Source organism: Streptomyces sp. NPDC033216 (assembly GCF_055577115.1).
Map to the genome: position 1 here is coordinate 23,341 of NZ_JBVIQK010000001.1, position 20,310 is coordinate 43,650.

General features: G+C 71.3%; 13 protein-coding genes. 5 read left to right on the forward strand and 8 right to left on the reverse strand.

Annotated features, from left to right (window positions below; translation table 11 throughout):
* Positions 1 to 781: 781 nt before the first annotated feature.
* Positions 782 to 4,714, forward strand: a complete 3,933-nt coding sequence (locus ACZ5Y0_RS00110) for an nSTAND1 domain-containing NTPase (RefSeq protein ID WP_469126366.1) — start codon at positions 782 to 784, stop codon at positions 4,712 to 4,714.
* Between the two features lie 472 nt (positions 4,715 to 5,186).
* On the opposite strand, the gene ACZ5Y0_RS00115 is transcribed toward ACZ5Y0_RS00110, so the two are convergent.
* The 4 genes from ACZ5Y0_RS00115 to ACZ5Y0_RS00130 all read right to left on the reverse strand — a co-directional run bounded on the left by ACZ5Y0_RS00115 (position 5,187) and on the right by ACZ5Y0_RS00130 (position 9,885).
* Positions 5,187 to 5,582, reverse strand: coding sequence for an STAS domain-containing protein (locus ACZ5Y0_RS00115; RefSeq protein WP_469126367.1), 396 nt, complete (start codon positions 5,580 to 5,582; stop codon positions 5,187 to 5,189).
* Between the two features lie 574 nt (positions 5,583 to 6,156).
* Entirely contained in the window at positions 6,157 to 6,327 is a 171-nt protein-coding gene (locus ACZ5Y0_RS00120; protein WP_469126368.1) for a DUF5670 family protein, read from the reverse strand.
* A gap of 242 nt (positions 6,328 to 6,569) precedes the next feature.
* Positions 6,570 to 8,330 carry a cellulase family glycosylhydrolase gene (locus tag ACZ5Y0_RS00125; protein ID WP_469126369.1) on the reverse strand — a complete coding sequence of 587 codons (1,761 nt, stop codon included), beginning with the start codon at positions 8,328 to 8,330 and terminating at the stop codon, positions 6,570 to 6,572.
* Positions 8,331 to 8,370: 40 nt separating this feature from the next.
* Positions 8,371 to 9,885 (reverse strand): glycoside hydrolase family 43 protein, encoded by a 1,515-nt coding sequence (locus tag ACZ5Y0_RS00130; RefSeq protein ID WP_469126370.1) that lies wholly within the window; start codon positions 9,883 to 9,885, stop codon positions 8,371 to 8,373.
* Positions 9,886 to 10,618: 733 nt separating this feature from the next.
* On the opposite strand from ACZ5Y0_RS00130, the gene ACZ5Y0_RS00135 reads away from it, so the two are divergent.
* The gene (locus ACZ5Y0_RS00135; protein WP_469126371.1) at positions 10,619 to 10,741 is read left to right on the forward strand and encodes a hypothetical protein; all 123 of its coding nucleotides are present in this window, start codon (positions 10,619 to 10,621) and stop codon (positions 10,739 to 10,741) included.
* A gap of 31 nt (positions 10,742 to 10,772) precedes the next feature.
* On the opposite strand, the gene ACZ5Y0_RS00140 is transcribed toward ACZ5Y0_RS00135, so the two are convergent.
* A complete protein-coding gene (locus ACZ5Y0_RS00140; protein WP_469126372.1) occupies positions 10,773 to 12,431 on the reverse strand; it encodes an NAD-dependent malic enzyme in 1,659 nt (552 codons plus the stop codon).
* A 1,462-nt stretch (positions 12,432 to 13,893) separates the two neighbouring features.
* Positions 13,894 to 14,283 carry an ATP-binding protein gene (locus ACZ5Y0_RS00145; RefSeq protein ID WP_469126373.1) on the reverse strand — a complete coding sequence of 130 codons (390 nt, stop codon included), beginning with the start codon at positions 14,281 to 14,283 and terminating at the stop codon, positions 13,894 to 13,896.
* 1,068 nt (positions 14,284 to 15,351) lie between these two features.
* Here ACZ5Y0_RS00145 and ACZ5Y0_RS00150 point away from each other — a divergent pair.
* Positions 15,352 to 16,572 (forward strand): PP2C family protein-serine/threonine phosphatase, encoded by a 1,221-nt coding sequence (locus ACZ5Y0_RS00150; RefSeq protein WP_469126374.1) that lies wholly within the window; start codon positions 15,352 to 15,354, stop codon positions 16,570 to 16,572.
* Between the two features lie 363 nt (positions 16,573 to 16,935).
* On the opposite strand, the gene ACZ5Y0_RS00155 is transcribed toward ACZ5Y0_RS00150, so the two are convergent.
* Together ACZ5Y0_RS00155 and ACZ5Y0_RS00160 are read right to left on the reverse strand one after the other, a co-directional pair.
* Complete coding sequence (locus ACZ5Y0_RS00155) at positions 16,936 to 17,805, reverse strand: SigB/SigF/SigG family RNA polymerase sigma factor (protein ID WP_469126375.1); 870 nt, start codon at positions 17,803 to 17,805, stop codon at positions 16,936 to 16,938.
* 235 nt (positions 17,806 to 18,040) lie between these two features.
* A complete protein-coding gene (locus ACZ5Y0_RS00160) occupies positions 18,041 to 18,460 on the reverse strand; it encodes an ATP-binding protein (RefSeq protein WP_469126376.1) in 420 nt (139 codons plus the stop codon).
* Positions 18,461 to 18,732: 272 nt separating this feature from the next.
* Here ACZ5Y0_RS00160 and ACZ5Y0_RS00165 point away from each other — a divergent pair, with 272 nt between their 5' ends.
* Positions 18,733 to 19,230 (forward strand): hemerythrin domain-containing protein, encoded by a 498-nt coding sequence (locus tag ACZ5Y0_RS00165; protein ID WP_469126377.1) that lies wholly within the window; start codon positions 18,733 to 18,735, stop codon positions 19,228 to 19,230.
* An 80-nt stretch (positions 19,231 to 19,310) separates the two neighbouring features.
* The gene (locus ACZ5Y0_RS00170; protein ID WP_469126378.1) at positions 19,311 to 19,703 is read left to right on the forward strand and encodes a DUF2267 domain-containing protein; all 393 of its coding nucleotides are present in this window, start codon (positions 19,311 to 19,313) and stop codon (positions 19,701 to 19,703) included.
* Positions 19,704 to 20,310: the final 607 nt, after the last annotated feature.

Here is a 20,310-nt window from a genome sequence, read left to right on the forward strand (position 1 = left end):
GAGTGCTCAGCAGCGGTGCTGGTCGGCTTCAGGCCGGACAGGACCTCCATCGAGGTGTCCCGCAGGCCCCCGTGATGTGGTGTTGTGTCCGGCGGGGCCGTACCGCCACTCGGCTGCGGGGCACGGGTACGCGCCACCGGAGGTGAGCCGCCGCACGTCGCGCAGCCAGAGGTGCCTCGGTACCGGAGCGGGGAACGGCCTTCCCGTGAGCCGTCAGGGCCATGGCACACCACGCGGTACGCCTGTGTGGACGGGCTCAGGCGCGCGCCGGACCCAGGGCCGGTCCAGGCGGTCGGCCACGCCGGCGGCCGTGAAGGCGGCTTCCAGCTCGTCGCGGCCTTCCGTGCCGGGGCCCTGGGGGTAGTGCAGGTGGAGGCTGCCCCGGCGCGGGGTGAGAGGACGCGGTGGTCGGGGCCGAAGTCGCCCGACCACGCGGCCCAGGGACGTCGGTCGGCCGACGGCGGACGCCACGGCCGCCGTTTCCCACTGCGCGGGCAACGGGAAATTTGACCGGTTCCGCCGCCTGACCCTCCACCTCCACCGCTCCGGCACTCGGGCCCAAGGGCCCGCGGTACCGGACGGAGCGGTGTCACGAACCGGACATCGCGCCTCGCACACCGGACGATCGGCCGTCATCATGTGACCTTCGTCACTTTCTGCTGTACCGACACGGCCTGTCCCTGCCCCGTGTTTACCATCCCTCAGATGCACGGTCGCCGACCTGACCAGTCGGCGCCAGAAGACGGCGCTCCGCGCGCCGTGCCTCGGGGGCACACCACTCATGGACCACAGGGACGACGGGTCGGAGCCCACGTCGGGCGCCGCCCGACGGCGGCCACAGCATTCGACTTTCGGCTCGGCGCTTCGCGAGCTGCGCCTGGCGCGCGGCCTGTCGCTGGCCGACATGGCACGGACCACGCACTACAGCAAGGGTTATCTGAGCAAGATCGAGACGGGCAGGAAGCCGGTCAACGGTGACGTCGCACGCCTGTGCGACGAAGCCCTGGAGGCCGGCGGAGCCCTGCTCGCCCTGCTGCCGCCGACCGCGGGGGAGCGACCGTCGGCGCGGGGCGACGACGCGGACTGTCCCTATCCCGGTCTGTCCGCTTTCGGTCCGCATGACGCAGGGCGGTTCTTCGGCCGGGAGCGGGCGGTCGACATGCTCGTCAGGCGCCTCGCCCAGCGGATGGGCACGGGGCCGGTGGCCGTCGTCGCGCTCTCCGGAGCGGGGAAGTCCTCGTTGCTGGGGGCAGGCCTCGTCCCCGCCCTGTCCCACGGCGTCCTCCCTGCCGGTGAGGACGCCGGGCACCACGCCGGCCCCGGCAGCGCCCTCACGATGGACTCCGACGGCACGATCGCCATGTGCACCCCCACGGCCAGGCCGCTGTCCGCTCTCCGGCAGGCGCTGCGTACCGCACTGCCCGCCGGCCTGCTGGACCACCTGCACGACGACGGCCCGCCAGGCGAACGAGCGCAACAGCTGGTGGCGGTCCTGCGTACCTGGGCCGGCACCCGCGACTCCCTGATCCGCGCGGCCCCCACCGCGCGGCCGCGCCCCGGCTGCGTCCTCATCGTCGACCAGTTCGAGGAGGTCTTCACCCTCTGCGACGACGAGGCGGAACGCCGGTCCTACATCGAGGCGCTCACCACGCTGGCCGGCGGCGACGACGAACCGGAGGCGGTTGGGCAGGCGTTCGCCGTGGTGCTGGGGGTGCGTGCCGACGTCACAGGACGCTGCTTGGAGTACCCGCCCCTGGTGCCGGTAGTCAGTGACGGGCTGTTCGCCCTGGGCGCGATGACCACCGACGAGCTGCGAGAGTGCATAGTCCGTCCGGCCTTGGCGGCGGGGACCGCCCTGGAACCGGGGTTGGTCGAGTTGCTGCTGCGTGATCTGGGAGCTGCCGACATCCCCGCCCCCGGCGGGAGCGGCCCCGACACAGCGGTCCCGGGCGGTCGGCCCGGCGTGCTTCCCCTGCTCGGACACGCCCTCCGGGAGACCTGGCAGCGACGCACCGACTCCACCATGACCGTGGCGGGTTACCTGGCGACGGGTGGGATCCACGGCTCGGTAGCCACCGCGGCCGAGAGTCTGTTCGCCGTGCTGTCTCCCACCCGGCAGGACGCTGCCCGCAGACTGCTGCTGCGACTGGTGCGCGTCGGTGAGGACAACGAGGCCTCCCGGCGCCCGCGCACCAGATCCGAACTGCTCGACGGGCTGCCGGATCCGGCGGCCGCGCAGGCCACTCTCGACGCACTGGTGACGGTCCGTCTGCTGACGGTGGACTCCGACCGCGTCGAGATCGTGCACGAGGCGCTGCTGCGGGCGTGGCCAAGGCTGCGCACCTGGATCCGGACGACGCGCGCCGACCTGCTCCTGCACCAGCAGCTGGGGGCCGCCGCCCGGGAATGGGTCCGCGAGAACCGCGACCCGAGTCTGCTCTACCGGGGGGCCAGGCTGACGGCCGTCCGGGAATGGGCGGCCGGTCCCAGCGGCCGGGACAGCGCGCTGGCGCCCGTGGAGGCCGACTTCCTGCGCGCCTCGGAGCGCGAGGAGGACCTGCGGCGGCGCCTCGCGCGGCGCCGGGTGCGCCAGCAGCGCACCGGAGTCGTCGTCCTCACCGTGTTGCTCGCCCTGGCGCTCCTCGCCGGCGGGACCATCCTCCAACAGCGCAACGCCGCCGACGAACAGCGCAGGACGGCTCTCTCGCAGGCCATGGCGGCACGCTCCGCCCAGCTGGCGTCCGGCCAGCCGGAGGCCTCCATGCTCCTGGCGGAGTCCGCCTACCGCACCGCGCCCACCCTCGAGGCGCGCAGCGCGTTGCTCAGCACGCAGGCCAACGCCTTCGCCGGCCGTCTCACCGGACACCGCGGACCGGTGAACGGCGTGGTCTTCGGCCCCGGCCGACGGTTGCTGGCCTCGGCGAGCTCCGATGGCACCGTACGGCTGTGGGACGTCGCCACCCACCGCGGCGCGGGGGAGCTCGCCGGACACCGGGGGCCCGTGCGGTCCGTGGCCTTCTCTCCTGACGGGCGTGCCCTGGCCTCGGCGGGCTCGGATGCGACGATCCGGCTGTGGTCGGTGTCCGGCCGGCGCCAGACCGCCGTCCTGACGGGGCATCGGGGGCCGGTCCGTGCCGTGGCCTTCTCGTCCGACGGACGTACCCTGGCCTCCGCCGGGCGGGACGGCACCGTGCGCCTCTGGGACACGCGGACGCGGCGTCAGACGGCACAGTTGGAAGGGCATTCCGGCGACGTCCTCGCCCTGGCGTACACCCCTGACGGCTCCTCGCTGGCCAGCGCGGGCGTCGATCGCACCGTACGGCTGTGGAACCCGCGGACCCGCCGGAGCACCGCCGTCCTGGGCGGCCACAGAGGCGATGTCCTCGCCGTGGCCTTCAGCCCCGACGGCCGGGTGCTCGCCACCGGCGGCGCGGACCGCGCGGTACGGCTGTGGGACCCGGCGGCCCGCCGTCAGACGGCCGTTCTCGCGGGCCACGACGACGACGTGAACGGGCTGGCCTTCGGACCCGGCGGCCACATGGTGGTCTCCGCGGGCGGCGACGGCACGATCGTCCGCTGGGACGTCCGGACCCGCCGCGCGGTTGACTCCCTCTCCGGTCACACCGACTACGTGATGGCCGTCGCCGTCGCGGCCCACGGCGACGTGCTGGCCACCGCGGGCTTCGACGGGACCGTGGCCCTGTGGGACCTCACCGGTCACACGCTCGGCGCCTACCCGGTCAGCGAGCTGTGGAAGGCCGCCTTCAGTCCTGACGGGCGATTGCTCGCCTCAGCGGCGACGGACGGCGCCGTCCAGCTCTGGGAGGTGGCCCGCCGCACCCGCATCCGCTTGCTGACCGGTCACAGCGGCGCCGCCTACGCCGTGGTGTTCAGTCCGGACGGCCGGTGGCTCGCCTCGGCCGGCGCCGACCGCACGGTACGGCTGTGGCCCGTCGCGGCACGAGAGGGCCGACCCGTCGTGCTCACCGGACATACCGGTGCCGTTTTCGCCGTGGTGTTCAGTCCGGACGGCCGGTGGCTCGCCTCCGCCGGCGCCGACCGCACCGTGCGACTGTGGAGGGTGTCGTCCGCGGGCCGTCCGGCAGCGGCACCCGCCCGGGTGCTCACCGGTCACACCGACTTCGTGAACTGCCTGGCCTTCAGCGCCGACAGCGCCACTGTCGTCAGCGGCAGCGACGACCTCACCCTCCGGCTGTGGAACGTGTCGCTCGGCCGTCCCGCCGCCGTCCTCAACGCGAAAGGCGGCTCGGTACGCGCCGTGGCCTTCGCTCCCGACGGACACACCCTCGCCAGCTCGGGCAACGACGGCGTCGTCCGGATGTGGGACGCGGCGCGGTCCCGTATGACGGGGCTGCTGGGGCAGCACGCCGGGTCGGTGCGGGGCCTGGCCTTCAGTCCGGACGGCCGCTCCCTCGCCAGCAGCGGCAACGACCGCGCCGTACGGTTGTGGGATCCCCTGCGGCGACGGCTTGTCGCCACCCTGACCGGGCACACCCGCGCGGTGTGGAGTGTCACCTACAGCCCGGACGGCAGAACGGTCGCCAGCGCCGGCAACGACGGCACCGTCCGACTGTGGGATCTCGGTATCCCCGACCGCGTCACCGCCCTGTGCCGAGTGGTGGGTCCCGTGGACCGCGCACGGTGGCAACGGCTGTTGCCCGGGTACGACTACACGGATACGTGCGCGGTCTGACCACGGCTGGAGCACCGGCCGCTGCGGGCTCAGCCCCGCGCCCGGCCGGGGGAGCGTCGGCCCGGGCCGTGGGAACCGCCGACACCTCGTTCGGCTGGTGGGCCGGCCGGGCGGCCGGTGGGCCGGTCCGGCTCCTCGTGCCTCGGGGAGCGCGGGACTCCCGGACGCCGAAACATCGGCATCGGCCACCCGCACCCGCTCTTCTGAAGCTGGACCAGGTCCTCCGTGCGCCCGCCCGCACCCGGCCGGCAGGACGCCCCGGCACGCCGCAAGATCACACAGAGGCGGTGGCCCCTCGCCGACCAGGGACGGCGGAGAGCCCGAGGGGCTGACTGCGCGACCCTTCCGCTGCCCATTCCCGCGTCCGCGCTCACATCTGCGCCCGTCCAGGCCGATGACCGCGTCGCGGCGGGAGGTACGAGAGGCCCGGTCGACCCGCCGGCGCTGTCGAGACGTGGGGGTCAGGGCCCGCTCAGGGCCCGCTCAGGGCCTGCTCGAGGGTGGCGTGGCAGGGAATGATCCCGTCGAGTCCGACGAGGCGCAGGACGTGCAGGACGGAGGCCTGCGCGCCGGCGATGCGCAGCCATCCCCCGGTGTCACCGACGGCCCGGCGGGCGGCGACGAGGACGTTGATGCCGCTGGAGTCCATGAAGGTCACGCCGCTGAAGTCCACGACGATCCGCAGCGGTGGCGCCGTCGCGTCGTCCTCGGACAACAGTGCTTCGCTGAGCACGTTCTTGACGTCGTGGTCGATCTCACCGCGTACGGCCACGACACGGATGCCGTCGACCACACGTTGCTCGATGGAGAGCCCGGTCGGCCGGTCTGCTTTCGGAATGTCGGCCACGGTCCCCTCGACTGCGCTCACGCATGCCCCGGATCAGGACTGTGCGCACACGATTCTGCCCCACATCCCCGGTCGCATGCGCCGGAACGGCTGTGCGGAACAGATCCCGTGACCCGTGGCACAGACGGTGGCACGGCGGGACACCCAGGACTGCGAAGGGTGGATGAAAGCCCAGCCGCGACGTGGCCGCGCCCAGCCTGCCCTGACGGCCGGGCGTGACGCTGGCGCCGACCGGGGCCCGGCGGGCAGGTGCCTCGACAGGGCCTCTCCCCGCCGTCTCCTCGACAGGGCTCTCCCCGCCATCTCGGGGTGAGGCCCTGTGAGGAGAGGCCCTGTTCCGTGCCCCGCCTGCGCGGGCGGCACCGTGACGAGGCGGGGACGAACGCGCCAGGCTCGGACCGGCACGAGGGTGGAGGGTGGAGCCGTCCGGTGGGGGGAGGCGCAGGTTCCGCTGCTCCACCAGGCACCGGAGTGGGGCCGGGGACCCGAGCAGGCTGATGGTGACACCGTTTGCCCGAAGACGCGTTCTGGTACGGGAAATGCCGGTGGGCCCCGGGAGGTTCCCGGGGCCCACAGTGGACTGCTGTTCAGCGGGTCACCAGCGGTACCAGCGGCCCTTGCGACCGCCTGTGTCCGCGGAACGCATGACGAAGCCCAGCAGCCAGACGACCAGCACGATGATCGCGATCCACCACAGTGCCTTCAGCGCGAAACCCGCGCCGAAGAGGATCAGAGCCAGCAGGAGAACAAGAAGCAGGGGAACCATAGTTATCAACCTCCGTGACTCCTGATGCCCGGTGAACGACGGAACACACAGCCGATGTACGCGGTTTCTTCACGGCTCTCGGGGGCATCGGAAGCCGTTCGTCCTCCGGCGGTGACCCCACGGGCGAGCCGGGTCATCGGTGCGGAACCGCTGGTCCTGATGCAGCAGTTGTGGTGGACAGGTGGGGCGCGGGGACCCACTGGTGGATCCCGGGGACCCTTTGCCGTGCCGTTGCCGCCCGGTCAGGAGGTCGTGCCCGTCACCGAGCTTCCCGACTTGTTCACCTTGTACGTCACGGTGGCGCCGCTCCAGAAGTGGAAGGTGAGTGTCACCGGCGCGCCGTCCCTGAGCGCATTGAGGAACGCGGGAGCGAGGGTGATGGTGCTGCCGCCGTAGTTCGGCGTGAACGCGGTGTCGAACTGCTGGTAGGAGGTCCAGTCGGCGGGACCGGCGTTGGCGCCGTCGGCGTACTTGGCCTCCATGGTCGCCAGCGTGTCACCCCGGAACCGGGTGGGGAGGGCGAAGAAGCCGGTAGTTCCGGTCGCGTTCGACAGCACCGGCGTGCCGTAGGTGATCACGTCGATCTGCCAGGGGACCCCGGTGGAGAACCTGGCCTGGAGCGTCGCGTTGACCCCGTAGGCGCGGTTGCCGGTCAGCCGGGTGAGTGCGGTCGCCGTCAGTGTGAGCCGAGTGCCCGAGACCGTGTAGTCGCGGCCGGCGACGAGCCGCGTGTCGCCCTGCCACAGCCCCTGGAAGCTGGTGCCGTTCAGGTTGAGCGTGAGGGTCTTGGCCGTGATCGCACCGGCCTTCGGCACGAAGACCCGGTCCGAGGAGGCCGTCCCCGAGCGAGTGGTCCAGCTCGACTTGACCTGGGCGGACAGGGCGGGGTAGCGCCACTGCAACGTGTTGCGGTTCAGGAACGACCCGGCGTCCCACAGGGCGGTGGTGACCCCGTTGACCCGCGCCGCGTATCCGAGCGCCTCGAAGTACTTGAGTGCCTCACCCCGCTCGACGATGTCGGTGGGCTTGGTGTAGTCGGGATAGGCGAGCAGACCGTACTCGCCGAGGTAGACGGGGACGCCCTTGGCCGTGAACGTGTCGTGCATCCGGGCGAAGGTGTCCGTCAGGTACCTCTGCACCTCCGCGTTGAACGTGGTGTAACCGGCGATGTTCACGCTGAACGGCCAAAAGCCGTAGTAGTGCACGGTGGCGACCAGGTTGGGGTCGCGCAACGAGCTGATCGTGGCGGCCAGTTCGTCCATGACCTGCTGGGTGTCCGGTGACGAGCCCTGCGTCGGCAGGACGAGGAGGCGGGTGGCGTTCTGGCCGCCCGTCTGGCGCACGATCCTGTGGAACGAGGTGTTCAACTCGCCCAGCAGCTGTACCTTCTGGGCGTCGGTGGCATGGTCGAAGACCGGTTCGTTGACGCTCTCGAACAGAAGCTTGCGGGGCTCGTCCCGGAACACGGTGGCGATCTGGTCCCAGGTCGCGTTGTAGCGGGCCAGCACCTGGTCGTGGTCCGTGGCCATCCTGTCGATCCACTGCCACGAGTCGTGATGGACGTTGAGCACGACGTGGAGATCGTCGGCCAGCGCCCAGTCGACCACCTGCTTGACCCGGCTCATGAACGCCGGGTCGATGGTGTAAGGCGCCGTCGTGGACTGGTGGTTGCCCCAGGTGACGGGAATGCGGACGCTGCGGAAGCCCTGCGCCTTGACGGTGTCGAACATCGCCTTGCTGGTGGCCGGGTTGCCCCAGGACGTCTCGTCGGGGATGGCGTCGAGGGCGTTGCCCACATTCCAGCCGGGCTGCATCGCGGCCACGGTGGCCATGGCGTTCTCGGGGACCGCGGCTGCCGCGGCCGGGGACGCGCTCTGCGAGCGGGGTGCCGCGATCGCGGTGCCGGCGGTGAGGCCGACCGCGGCGAGGAGGGCGAGCAGGAGGCTCGCGACTCGCCCCGGTCCACGTCCCCGGACCGGTGCGGCAGGCCGTAGGTATGTCATGTCCCGTTTCCTTCCGTCGATCGAATCGGTACTCCGTGAGTCACTGGTCGAGCGGTTCGTAGTCGAACCAGTCGAAGTGGACGGTGCCGGACGCGGCGTACATGCCGATGACCCGGCCGGTGAAGCCGCCGGCCACTTCGGTGGACAGGTACCGGCCGTCGAGGTCGGTGAGCACGGTGAACGTGCCGTCCGGTTCCTCGATGCCGAAGGAAAGGGTGTCGGGACCGGAGCGCGCGTCGCGGGGCGTGCGCGTGGGGGTCACGTCGACGCCGAGGACCACGGGTCCGACGGGCACCGACCGGGCCACCACCACGGAGCGCAGCGGGCCGATACGGGCGATGACCCGCACCTCGGCGGAGCCCACCTCGATCTCGTAGTGGTGCTCCTCGTCGAGCCGGACCGCCAGACCGCCGCGTCCCTCCGCGGGGTCGACCAGCGCGCGCGCCCGGCACGACAGGTGCTGTTGGCGCCGGCCGACGAGAACGATGTCGAGGTCGTCCGGAGAGCTTCCGCGGGCGTGCAGGGTCAGGCACCCCGCGCGCTCCTTCGTCGTGCAGTGCTCGGTGGAGCGATCGCGCGGTGAGATCCACCCCGGCCGTAGATCGTCGAGATCGAAGTCGTCCCGGTGCGGTACGTCAGGGCCCGGGTGGAGCGGCCAGGGCGGCGCGGCCATGGCGGGTGACAGGTCGCCGACCACGGGCCAGTCGTCCACCCACGTCACCGGGGCCAGGAAGGTCTCCCGGCCCAGCACGTGCCAGCCGGGGGTGCCGCCCCCCGGTCGGACGCCGAGCAGCACCATCCACCACGAACCGTCGGGTGCCTGCACCAGGTCGGCGTGGCCGGTGTTCTGGACGGGGTGATCGAGACCGCGGTGTGTCAGGATCGGGTTGGCCGGGCACGGCTCGAAGGGGCCGGCGGGGGTACGGCCGCGGGCGACCGAGACGCCGTGGCCGCGCTCGGTGCCCCCTTCGGCGATGAGCAGGTACCAGTAGTCGCCGATCCGGTACAGGTGCGGTGCCTCCGGGGCTTTGGCGCCGGGTGTACCGGACCAGATCCGGTGAGGCGGGCCGAACGTCTTCCCGGTGTGCGGGTCGATGCGGACCTGCTGGACGCCGGCGACCGTGCACCAGCAGGTGCCTTCCTCGTCCCAGGCGAGATCGGGATCGATGCCGGGGACGCCGGCCAGCCGGACCGGGTCGGACCAGGGCCCGGCCGGGTCGGTGGCGGTGAACAGCTGGTTGCCGCCGCCGTCACTGACGTTGGTGACGATCAGCCAGAACCGGCCGTCGTGGTGGCGCAACGTCGGCGCGTAGATCCCGGCGGACGACGGCGTGTCGGCGGGGAGGCTCAGTTGGCTCGGCCGTTGTAGGGCATTGCCGATCTGCGTCCAGTGCACCAGGTCGCGACTGTGGAAGAGCGGAATGCCGGGGAAGTACTCGAAGCTGGAGCACGCCAGGTAGTAGTCGTCGCCCACGCGGCAGACGCTCGGATCCGGGTGGAAGCCGGGGATGACGGGGTTGGCGACGGTCCTGCCCGCCGGATGTCGGCCTGACATGCATCCATTCCTTTCGTCGGGGACGGACTTCGGCCGGATGGCCGCGGCGGGTCCGGGCCGCGGTGACTGGCCGCCTCGCCGCGGTCGATCGCGGAAGCCACCCTCCCAGGTGCGTCGCAGCCGAGGCGCCGACACCGGCACCACGGTCGCACCCGTTGTCGAAGCGCTTCGACAGCTGTTTGCGGAGACTAATGACGGGTTGTCGGTACGGCAAGAGTCCGGACCGCGGAAATCTCGGCTGCGCGGGGGTCTGGCATCACTCCATCAGGTCACGACAGCTGTTGATGCGCTTCGACGGAAAGTTGTTCTGAGTGGTCGTCAGGCCCTGCGGCGACCGGTCCTCTCGCGTTCCCGTCAGACGCCCTGTGCGCGGCGGGAGCGGTGTCGTCCTGGCGCTGGGGGTCGTTTTCCATGGACGGGCCGATGCTGTCGGGGGCTCGGCGCGTGAAGAGAGGCAAGTCGCGCGGCGAACCCACTCGGTGGGACGCCTCGTGGCCGGGTCGGCGGCTCGTTGACGCGTCATCCAACAGAGAGGACGGTGGATGACATGTCGACCACGTGTGGTCACCGTACGGTGGCGCATCGCGAGTCGGAAGGCCGGGTCGGGCACCGGTGGGCTCTGCTCTCCCCTTCCGTGCGCTGATCGTCGGGGCCGCGAGGGTGGAATGGAACTGCGCCGAAGGGCGCATGGCGACCAGTAGTTGGCGCATCAACCAATGAAGGGCTGAGGGCGGTGCGGTTCGGCATCTTCACCGTCGGCGACGTGGCCACCGACCCGCCCATGGGTCGCACCCCGACCGAGCACGACCGGATGAGGGCGACGGAGAGCGTGCCGACGCCGACCGTGCCGTGGTAGGGAGAGCGTGCCCTCGGCTCAGAGAGAGAACTCAGGACGCGTACCGGGGTGTCCACTGCGCCCCCGTGATCGCGGCACGCAGGTCGGCCTCGGTGGCCTCGGGGGCGACGCCGTCCTCGACCGCGGTCCTGGCCACGGCCAGCGCGATCTCACGGGCCGCGTCCCGCATACCCGCCAGTGGCGGCAGCAGCGGGGTCGCCTCCTCGGAGCCTGCCCGCACCGCGCACTCCCCGACGGCCCGCGCCGCAGCCACCATCATGCGGTCGGTCACCCGCGAGGCCCGGCAGGCGGCCACGGCCAGCCCGACGGCGGGGAAGACGTAGACGTTGTTGGCCTGCGCGACCGGCACCTCGCGCCCGTCCAGCTTCAGCGGCGGGAAGGGCGAACCGGCGGCGATCAGCGCCCTGCCGTCGGTCCAGCGGGCGAGGTCGGCGGGGTCGGCCTCGGCATGCGAGGTGGGGTTGGACAGGGGGAGGATCACCGGCCGGTCACAGGCGCCGGCCATCGTCCGCACGATCTCCTCGGTGAACGCGCCGTGCGCCGTCGACAAACCGATCAGCACCGTCGGCTTCACCTCGCCCACGACCCGCGCCAGACCCGGCGCACCCGCGCCCCACTCCCGTACCTCCGCGTCGTCGCGCGCGTAGACCCGCTGCTCCGATGTGAGGTCGGTGCGGGAGCGCACCAGCAGACCGTCGACGTCGACGAACCAGAAGCGGTCGGCCGCCTGCTGCTCGGAAAGACCCTCGTCGACGAGTGCGGTGCGGATCATGTCGGCGACGCCGATTGCCGCCGATCCCGCGCCGAGAACCACGATGCGGTGGTCGGTCAGCGGGGATCCGGCGACCTTCGTGGCGGTGCTCAGTGCGCCGAGCGCCACCGCCGCGGTGCCCTGGATGTCGTCGTTGAAGGTCAGCAGGCGGTCCTGGTAGCGGCTGAGGATCGGCCGGGCGTGGGCGGTGGCGAAGTCCTCCCACTGCAAGAGGGTCCCGGGCAGTTCGGCCTCCACCGCGGAGACGAACGCCTCCACCGTTTCGTCGTACGCGGCACCGGTGATGCGGTGCTGCCTGCGGCCGAGGTAGTGCTTGCTGGCCAGCAGGTCCTCGTTGTCGGTACCCACGTCGAGCAGGATCGGGAGGGTGCGCGCGGGGTGGATGCCGCCGATGGCGGTGTAAAGGCTGAGCTTGCCGATCGGGATGCCCATGCCGCCCACGCCCTGGTCGCCCAGACCCAGGATGCGCTGACCGTCGGTGACGACGATGACGTCGATCTCGCGGCCCGGGCGGTTGCGCAGGATCTCGCGGAAGCGATGCCGGTCCTCGTACGTCAGGAAGAGGCCGCGCGGCCTGCGGTAGAGCGCGCTGAAACGGCGGCAGGCGTCGCCGACCGTCGGCGTGTAGACGATGGGCAGCATCTCCTCCAGGTGCCGGGTGAGCAGGTGGTAGAAGAGGACCTCGTTGGTGTCCTGGAGCTGCCGCAGGTAGATGTGCCGGTTGAGTGGCTTGTCGTACGCGAGGAACGCCTCGTACGCACGGTCCGCCTGGTCCTCGAGCGTCTCCGTCACCGGCGGCAACAACCCGTCCAGACCGAGTTCGGCCCGCTCCTGCGGACTGAAGGCGGTCCCCTTGTTGAGCAGGGGATCGGCGAGCAGGGCCGTTCCTCGGGCACGGGCTGGGCTGGTCGATGTCACGGCACTCCTTGGATAGATGTGGTGAACGGGGGTGACGGGTATCAGGGGCGCGGGACGCGACGCAGGTGGGCGCGGCAAGGTCGAGCATGTTGTCGACGCCTCCATCGAGCGCGGTCCGACCCGCCGCGAACGCGAACCCCTTCACCTGGCCGGCTGAGATGGCCGGCGGAATCGACAGCGCGTGGGGGCGGTCACCAGATCGACCAGGACCGGTCCGCCGTGGGCGCGAGAGCCTGCTCGAGGCCTTCCGCGGCGCCCTCGGGCAGTGCGACGCGTATCGTCTCCATGCCCGTGCCGCGGGCCACCCCGCGCGTAGTCCACTCGGCGTGCTGGCACGCCCAGGCTGGGAACCTCTGGTGCGGGCGGGCACCCGGCGGAGCAGTCAGATCGGCGGGCTCACTGACTTGCCGGAGGGGCAAACTCGTCGGCTGGTAACCGCAGCACCCACGAGCACACCGACGGTCATGGTCGCCGTTCGGAGGGTCTTCATGCTGACTCCCTTCCCGAGCAGACTCTGGCAGATGCCTTTGTGGTCATAAGTTCAACTGCGCGGCCTGGACGGTGCCGGCCTCGCCGCCGGGTCGTGATGCCGTGAGTGACCCGTGTGCCGTACCCGGTAGAACGCACCGGGGAGAACACGGCCTCAGCTCCGGGACGGTGCGCCGGTGCCGGGGCAGGAGCTGTGGGCGCCGAGTGCGGTCAGCGCCTGCCAGGAAGCGGCGGTCGAGGTGGTGCGACGGCACAGCGACGACGGCTTCGGCGGCGGGAATCGCATCGAGGGGCGGCATCCGCACGCGGGGGCCGAGGGCCACGGCGTCGGCATCGCGGGTGTCGAGGCGGCGTGCGACGCCGCCAGTTGTTGCGGGCCGGGACGTCCGGCCGGCGGCGAGGTCGCCGTACGATTCCGGGCTGATCGCGGATCGCGTTGCGGACCTCGAAGCCTTCGCCTCGATGTGGCCGGCCGCCGGCGCGGTGAGCGGCTTGGGGCAGCGGGTCACGAGCGGGACCTGGCGGGCACCGACGTGAGTTCGCGTGCTGGGTACGGCGCCGGTCGGGCACCGCAGGGATACGAGCGATCAGTGGGGTGATCCGCCTGGGGCGGTGGACGGTGTGGGCACATGGCCGACCGCTTGCTCGAAGGCGTGGCAGTCGACGATCGGCTCATGATCGCAGACGGCCGCGTGCCGAAGGCTGTCGTGGAGGGGTTGAGACGGCCGAACTGCTCATCGAGGTCGCGGGCCTTGGCAGGCATGCGGACGCGCAGGTCCGCGTCGGACGACCGCGCCATGAGGATCTTGCCGACCCGTGCGGTCGTGGTCGCAGCCGCTCGTAGCCGTCCCAGGGGCGATGGACGATGCGGCCCGGTCAGGCCGTGCGCCCCCTAGGTCTCGAGACGATGCCCCTGCACCGGTCCGACCACCGCTGGCTTTCGTGCCCTCTGGCTCCGACGCCTCTGCCGGCGTCAATGAGCCAGCAGGAGGACCGCGCGCACCGTCTTGCCGTCCGGGCGCGTCTCCACGCGTACGGCTTTCGACAGTCGCTGCACGAGCGGCCATCCGAACCCTCCCGGCTCCCAGGGGCGGGAGTGGCGCGTGCGCGGCTGTTCGCGACTCGTGTCGTCGACACAGATCGTCAGGGTCTTCGCGGCTGCCCTCAGTCGAAAGGCGGTGACCCCGCCGGCGTGCTGGATGGCGTTGGTCACCAACTCCGAAACGACGATCAGCGCGGCATCCACCTCGGCGGAATCCTGGGGAGCGATCCCGGACAGAAAGTCGCGTGTCATCTGTCGTGCACGTTCCGCTGATGTCGGCTTGTCTCCACGCACGCTGTGTTCCGCCTCAATGGCACGCACAGTGGTTACCTCCCGTACTGTTCGGTGCCTGTATTTCTCCGCTTGCCCGATTTGTCTCCGATCACACAGTCACCAGCGGTGACCGGTGGTCGGACGGCGCCCATCGCCCGTCGGCGCCCCGGTCCGGGCTCGGACGTCCGGTCCGTTGCGGGCCGCCGATGCGCGCCGTTCCGGCAGGACGTACGCTTCGCCCGGCACCGGCGACCGGCACCGGCACCCGGACGGCTGATGTCCTCCTGATCGCCAGCACGCTGCCGGGGCGAATGACGGTCGAACGCACGCTGCTGCCGTCGCTTGCACTGAGGGCGTGGCGACCGGTTCCGTACGAGGAGGACCGGCACCGAAGCGGCCGTTCCACCTCCTGCACCCGCCCGCCCGGTCTCCGGGTGCCCACCCGCCCCCTCGGTAACCGCACCTGTGGCGCAGGCCGGTCCACGGCCTGCCGTCGGCGGTTGCCCAGCGGTACGCGGGCTAGCGGGATGTGGGGTATCCGGGTTTCGAAGTGGGCCCGCCATGGCAACAGTTGCCCGTGGACAACTATGACGAGGAAGCAAGAAAGGGGAGGTGGCACGTGCATGGGGAGGTATCTGGTGTTCCGGTGGGCGGAGGCCGCCCCCTTCGCTGATCGCGGGCGCCGACCGGGGGCGGCGGATCCGGGGTCGCGGCGGGCCGCCGAGGTGGCCTGGTTGCCGGAGTCCTGTGCGGCGTCGCGCACCCGCGCTGCCACCGTGTCACAGCACGCCTCGAGCCCTTGCCGAAGGGCGGTCCGCTGTGCGAGCGGCATCCGGTCGAGCAGGGCCCGGAGCGCCTTCTCTCCACGCGTCCAGAATGTGGCGGCCGAGTCGCTGCCCGACCCCCTGCCGTACGACTCGGATGGCGCCGGCGGCGCCTGCCCGCTGCCTGCCCCACCATCCCCGAGCTGCCCACGAGCCCGGCACAGGACGTCCAGGCCGGCGTGCCGTACTCGTGCCCATCCCCCCGGAGGGAATGGGCGAATGCGTCCGTCGTTCGTGCCGCGGGTCCAGGAAGCGGATCCCAAGGATGACGTGAAGGCGACAAGGAGAGAGAGTGGGGGCCGTGAACACTTCTGAACCGGTGCCGTCCGCCGAAGGCGAACTTCGCGCCACCGCGCCCCACGAGCTGGTCGCCACCGCCCGCCGCCTCCTGGCCGACCGCGTCGGTGCCGAGGAGGTGACCTTGTTTCTGGCCGACTATGGGCTGAGCGTGCTTCAGCCGGTCACCGACCTGCCGCACACCGGCGACCCGGTACCCGCCCACGACGGACCCGCCGGACAGGCCTTCGTCAGCCAGACTCCGGTCGTCGAAGTCACCGACGGCGCCACACCCGCCAACCTCGTTCACCTGCCCATCACCGTCCGCGGCGACCGGCTGGGCGTACTGTCCGTCCGTCTGCCCGGCAGCGCGACCGACCCCGCCGCCGTGCTCCGGCTCACCGACTTCGCCACCGCCCTGGGCCACGAGGTCACCACCGCCGATCGCGACACCGACCTGTACCTTCAGGCCCGCCGCACCCGGCGCCTCACCCTCGCCGCCGAGATGCAGTGGCAGCTTCTGCCCGGCCGTGGCTGCGCCCGCCAGGAGTACGTCATCGGCGCCCACCTGGAGCCCGCCTACGCGATCGGCGGAGACAACTTCGACTGGTCGACCAACGCCGACCACCTCACCCTCACCGTCACCGACGGTATGGGCCAGGGGGTAGACGCTTCCCTGCTCACCAGCCTCGCCGTCAGCGCCCTTCGCAACGCACGCCGCGCCGGTATCGGGCTCGCCGACCAGGCCTGCCTCGCCGACCAGGCCGTCTTCGCCCAGTACGGCGGCAAGGCGTACGCCTCGACCCTGCTGCTGAGGTTCGACCTGGACTCCGGCGTCGTGCGGGCCGTCGACGCCGGCTCACCCCACCTCTACCGCCAGCGCGGCGACACGATCGAGCAGATCGAACTCGAAGCACAGTTCCCGCTGGGCATGTTCGAGGAAACCCTTTACGAGGAGCAGACGTTCCAGGTCGAACCGGGCGACCGGCTGATCGCGGTCAGCAGCGGCGTGCACAGCGCACGTGCCGCCGACGGTGGATCCTTCGGGGAGCGAGCCCTGCGGCAAACGCTCAGCGCCACACGACTGGAGCCCCCGCACGAGGCGGCACGGGCCATGGTCTCCGGTCTGATGGAGCACTTCGGCAGCAGGGAACTCGCCGCCGACGCCGCCGTTGTCTGTCTGGACTGGAAAGGCCGCAGTGTCGAGACGGCACGGTCCTCGGCACCGGCGCGCTGACCTCCGTCACGGCACTCCGGATCCTCGGACCGTGACAGAGGGGCATTCGGCTCGGTGCGAAAGCCCGCAGCCCGCAGCCCACGGCCCAGGGAGCCCGACCGTCTCGGTCGGTTCCGCCGTCCTCGACGCGCAAGCCGTCCGTGCGCTCGACGCCCGGCCGCCTCCCTGACCGCCTGCCGGCCAGGCGAGGTCTGGCTCAGCCGCGCCTCGCGACGAACAGGCGACCGCTGTGGTGTGTTCGACGCCGCCCGTCCCCACCTGCGCCCAGTTCCGGTGCCGGGGGCCGGGTGCCGGTTGCCGCGCCGGCATCCCCGGGAGCGCTCGTCCGATGCTGACCCAGGGCGGAGCGGCGGGAGCTGCGGCCTACCGCCGGACGCTCAGGCCCCTGCGGAGCCGGGTGAGGGTGCGTGTCAGGATGCGGGAGACGTGCATCTGGGAAAGCCCGAGTTCCTCACCGATGGCGCTCTGGGTCATGTCGGCGGTGTAGCGGAGGGCGAGGATCTCGCGCTCGCGGTCCGGCAGGGCGGCGATGAGGGGCTTGAGCGCCTGTAGGTCCTCGACCATCGCCAGATCCGCGTCCGCGTAGCCGACATGGTCGGCGAGGGTGTCCTCGGGGCTCTCGGTGCCGCTCGGAAAGTCCAGGGAGGACGTGGTGTAGCCGCCGGCGGCGACCAGTCCCTCGACGACCTCGTCCTCGTCCAGGTCCAGGTGCCTGGCGAGTTCGGGCACGGTCGGGGAGCGGCCGTAACTCTGTTCGAGGTGCGCTGTGGCCTTGGTCAGGTCGATGCGCAGTTCCTTCAGCCGGCGCGGGACGTGTACCGCCCACGTGGCGTCACGGAAGTACCGCTTGATCTCGCCGATGACGGTCGGCATGGCGAAGGCGGGGAACTCGACACCGCGGTGTGGGTCGAACCGGTTGATCGCCTTGATCAGCCCGATGGTGCCGACCTGGACGACGTCGTCGTACGACTCGCTGCGCACTCCCGTACGGCCCGCCGCGTGACGCACCAGGGCGAGATTGAGCTCCACCAGGGAGTTGCGCACGTACGAGTGCTCCGGTGTGCCCTCTTCCAGCATCTCGAGCCGCGCGAACAGCGCCTTGGACAGTGCCCGCGCCTCAAACGGGTCCACGTGGCCGGGCTCGGGCAGGGACGGCGGCAGGTCCTCCACACCCGTCACGACCCCACGCGCGGTGCCCGGGCGGGTGGTATGTCGCTCGGCGTGCGAGCTCATGTGGACGGGATTCCTGCTGGTCACGGCCGCCATCGTCGCTCCCGGAACAATAGGGCGCCCCGACGTGGCGCCTGGTGCCCTGGCTGATACCCGCCCGGCGACCGCGACAATCCCACGATTTCACTCTCAGTGAGCAGACCGGCCCATTCTGCTCACCCTGTGTTATTGTGGTCGGTCGCGGGTCCCGTGCTGCGCGCCAGCGCCAGGCCGCCGACGACGCGAGTGGTGCCTTGCGTCAGATGGCCAGGACCGCGCGCACCCTCTTGCCGCCCCCGCTGACGGGGGTGACGTCGAATCGGTCCGCCAGGCACCGCACCATGGCCAGGCCTCGCCCGCTCTCGCCGTCGGGCGTCAACGCCCGTACGAGGGGCCGGTTCGGACAGGCGTCGTAGACCTCCACGGTCACCCGTCCGTCCGACACCTGAAGACGCAGACGGCAGGCGCTGCGGCCGTGCCGGGTGGCATTGGTGACCAGCTCGGACACGATGAGCGTCGCGTCGTCGATGCGCCCGGCGTCCACCTGTGCCGTTCGGTGGCGGGACCGGGCGAGGAACACGGTGGTCAGCCTCCGTGCCCTCCCCGCCGACGCGGCCTCGTCGGGCAGCAGGTACTCCACGCGTACGGAACGCCGATGGGTACGCCGATGCGCACGCATGGCGGATCACATCCCCTCCTGGGACAACCGGCATCCTCGAGGTCTGGCCGGGCCGCGGCACGTCTTGCGCGGCTGGTCCTACCCGGTCGTGATGCCCCGCGCCGGTGATCGCCAACCGCGCAGGCCATCGGGGTGACTTGACGTCGCCCAAGCGCTTCGGCACTGCAACCTCCCTGACCTGGCTTTGTGATGCAAACGGGTCATCAAGGGCATTGCTCACGGATGGATCGGGTAGCGGGAGGCGAACCCACTCCAGGGAGGAGGCGTATCTCATGACACCGCCCCAGGACGTCGTCGGGCTGATCCTCGAGGACCACCGGACGCTGGAAGATCTGCTCCGCCTGATGCGCAGCGTCGAAGCCGACCGGCAGGCCGCGCTGCGGGACTTCGCGCACCTGATGATCGCGCATGGCGAGGCCGAGGAGTCCTCGGTGCACCCGGTGCTCGCTTCCTTCGAGAACACCGACACCGTCGAACACGTGGAGGCAGCACATCGGGAGGCCGTCAAGGTTCTCCTCGCGCTGCTCCAGGTGCGCGAGATCGGCTCCGTCGAATGGGACTGGCGGCTGAAGCAGTTGGCCACGGCCGTCGCCCGTCACACCGACGAAGAAGAACGCACCCTCGTCAACCGGGTGTGCGAAAGCCTCAGCAACCACTGCCGGGCGGAACTCGGAGCCGGGTTCGCGCGGATGCGGGCCGACCTGTTGGAGGCGCGGTGCGGCAGCGTCACCAACGTTCACCGCATGGTTCACGTCGGCGCACCCGCATGAGGGCCGCCGTCGCCGCGCGACACCATGGCGGACAGCCGAACGCGGGCCACACCAGGAACGGACACACGACGGGAGACGTCATGGAAAGGAATCTGGACACCTTCCTTGCCCAGGTGGCGGAACGCGCGGGTTACGCCGGGCCGCAACAGGCGGCCAGGGCCGTCCAGAACGTGCTGGAGGTCCTCGGCGCCCACCTGGTGGGCGCCGACCGCACCGATCTGGCCGGGCTGCTGCCCCATCAGTGCGGACCGCTGCTGACCATGACGGAGCCGGCCACCGAACCACTGACGCCCACGTCATTCGTAGAAGCGGTGGCCGACCGCGGCAACGACGACCTCGCCGAGGCGAAGCAGGCGGTGGGCGCCGTACTCCCCACGCTCGCAGAGATGGCAGACGACGCGCTGTTGCGTCGCATCCTGATCCAACTGCCCCCGGGACACGCGGGCCTGTTCGGTTGCACGGATCCGGGCTGAACGCGCGACCGCCTCGGCTCACGTCGTCGGCCCTCGACGGCCGACCGGCCTGCACCGCCGGTCGGCCGGCGGGCGGCCGGTGCTCGTCGAGAGCTTCCGGGACCGCTCCACCGCGGCGTCGCGCACAGGACCGGCCGGCCCGCGGGTGTGGCAAACGACGGCGGTGATGGCGGCCCTGAGCTGCGTGCGGCGCTGGGCCGCCGTCGCGACGGCGAGGCCGCGAGCCGGGACCGGGGGTGTGGGCTTCGTCGTCCGACGCGATCTCGTCGTCGGGGCTGTGAAACAGGTCGCGGTCGGCGATGACCCGGAGACCCCCCTCCGTCAGGGGTGTCCCGAAGCGGGCGCCCTCCTGACCTATGTGCTCGCACGGCTCATGACGGCCGTGCGAGAGGGGTGACGCGGCACTTTGTTCCCGGGCCGGGCCGGGTGGCGGGCGGGCGGACGCGGGCGACGCGGTGCGGTGCGATGTCGCCAACGCGGTTAGGCCATTTCAGGCAGCAGCTCTGCACATGTCCGAGGCACGGGTCGACGCCCCCTCGCGCGAAGAGAGCCGACGGAGTGCTGTGCTTCCCTGGCCCGCCGGCCAGGGGAGCCAGGAGGAAGCCCG

What these genes read in the sequence shown, in the direction of transcription:
- ACZ5Y0_RS00110 (WP_469126366.1), top strand. Translation starts at nt 782, where the DNA reads ATGGACCACAGGGACGACGGGTCGGAGCCCACGTCGGGCGCCGCCCGA.
- ACZ5Y0_RS00120 (WP_469126368.1), bottom strand. Translation starts at nt 6,327, where the DNA reads ATGGTTCCCCTGCTTCTTGTTCTCCTGCTGGCTCTGATCCTCTTCGGC.
- ACZ5Y0_RS00125 (WP_469126369.1), bottom strand. Translation starts at nt 8,330, where the DNA reads ATGACATACCTACGGCCTGCCGCACCGGTCCGGGGACGTGGACCGGGG.
- ACZ5Y0_RS00130 (WP_469126370.1), bottom strand. Translation starts at nt 9,885, where the DNA reads ATGTCAGGCCGACATCCGGCGGGCAGGACCGTCGCCAACCCCGTCATC.
- ACZ5Y0_RS00155 (WP_469126375.1), bottom strand. Translation starts at nt 17,805, where the DNA reads ATGAGCTCGCACGCCGAGCGACATACCACCCGCCCGGGCACCGCGCGT.
- ACZ5Y0_RS00160 (WP_469126376.1), bottom strand. Translation starts at nt 18,460, where the DNA reads ATGCGTGCGCATCGGCGTACCCATCGGCGTTCCGTACGCGTGGAGTAC.
- ACZ5Y0_RS00165 (WP_469126377.1), top strand. Translation starts at nt 18,733, where the DNA reads ATGACACCGCCCCAGGACGTCGTCGGGCTGATCCTCGAGGACCACCGG.
- ACZ5Y0_RS00170 (WP_469126378.1), top strand. Translation starts at nt 19,311, where the DNA reads ATGGAAAGGAATCTGGACACCTTCCTTGCCCAGGTGGCGGAACGCGCG.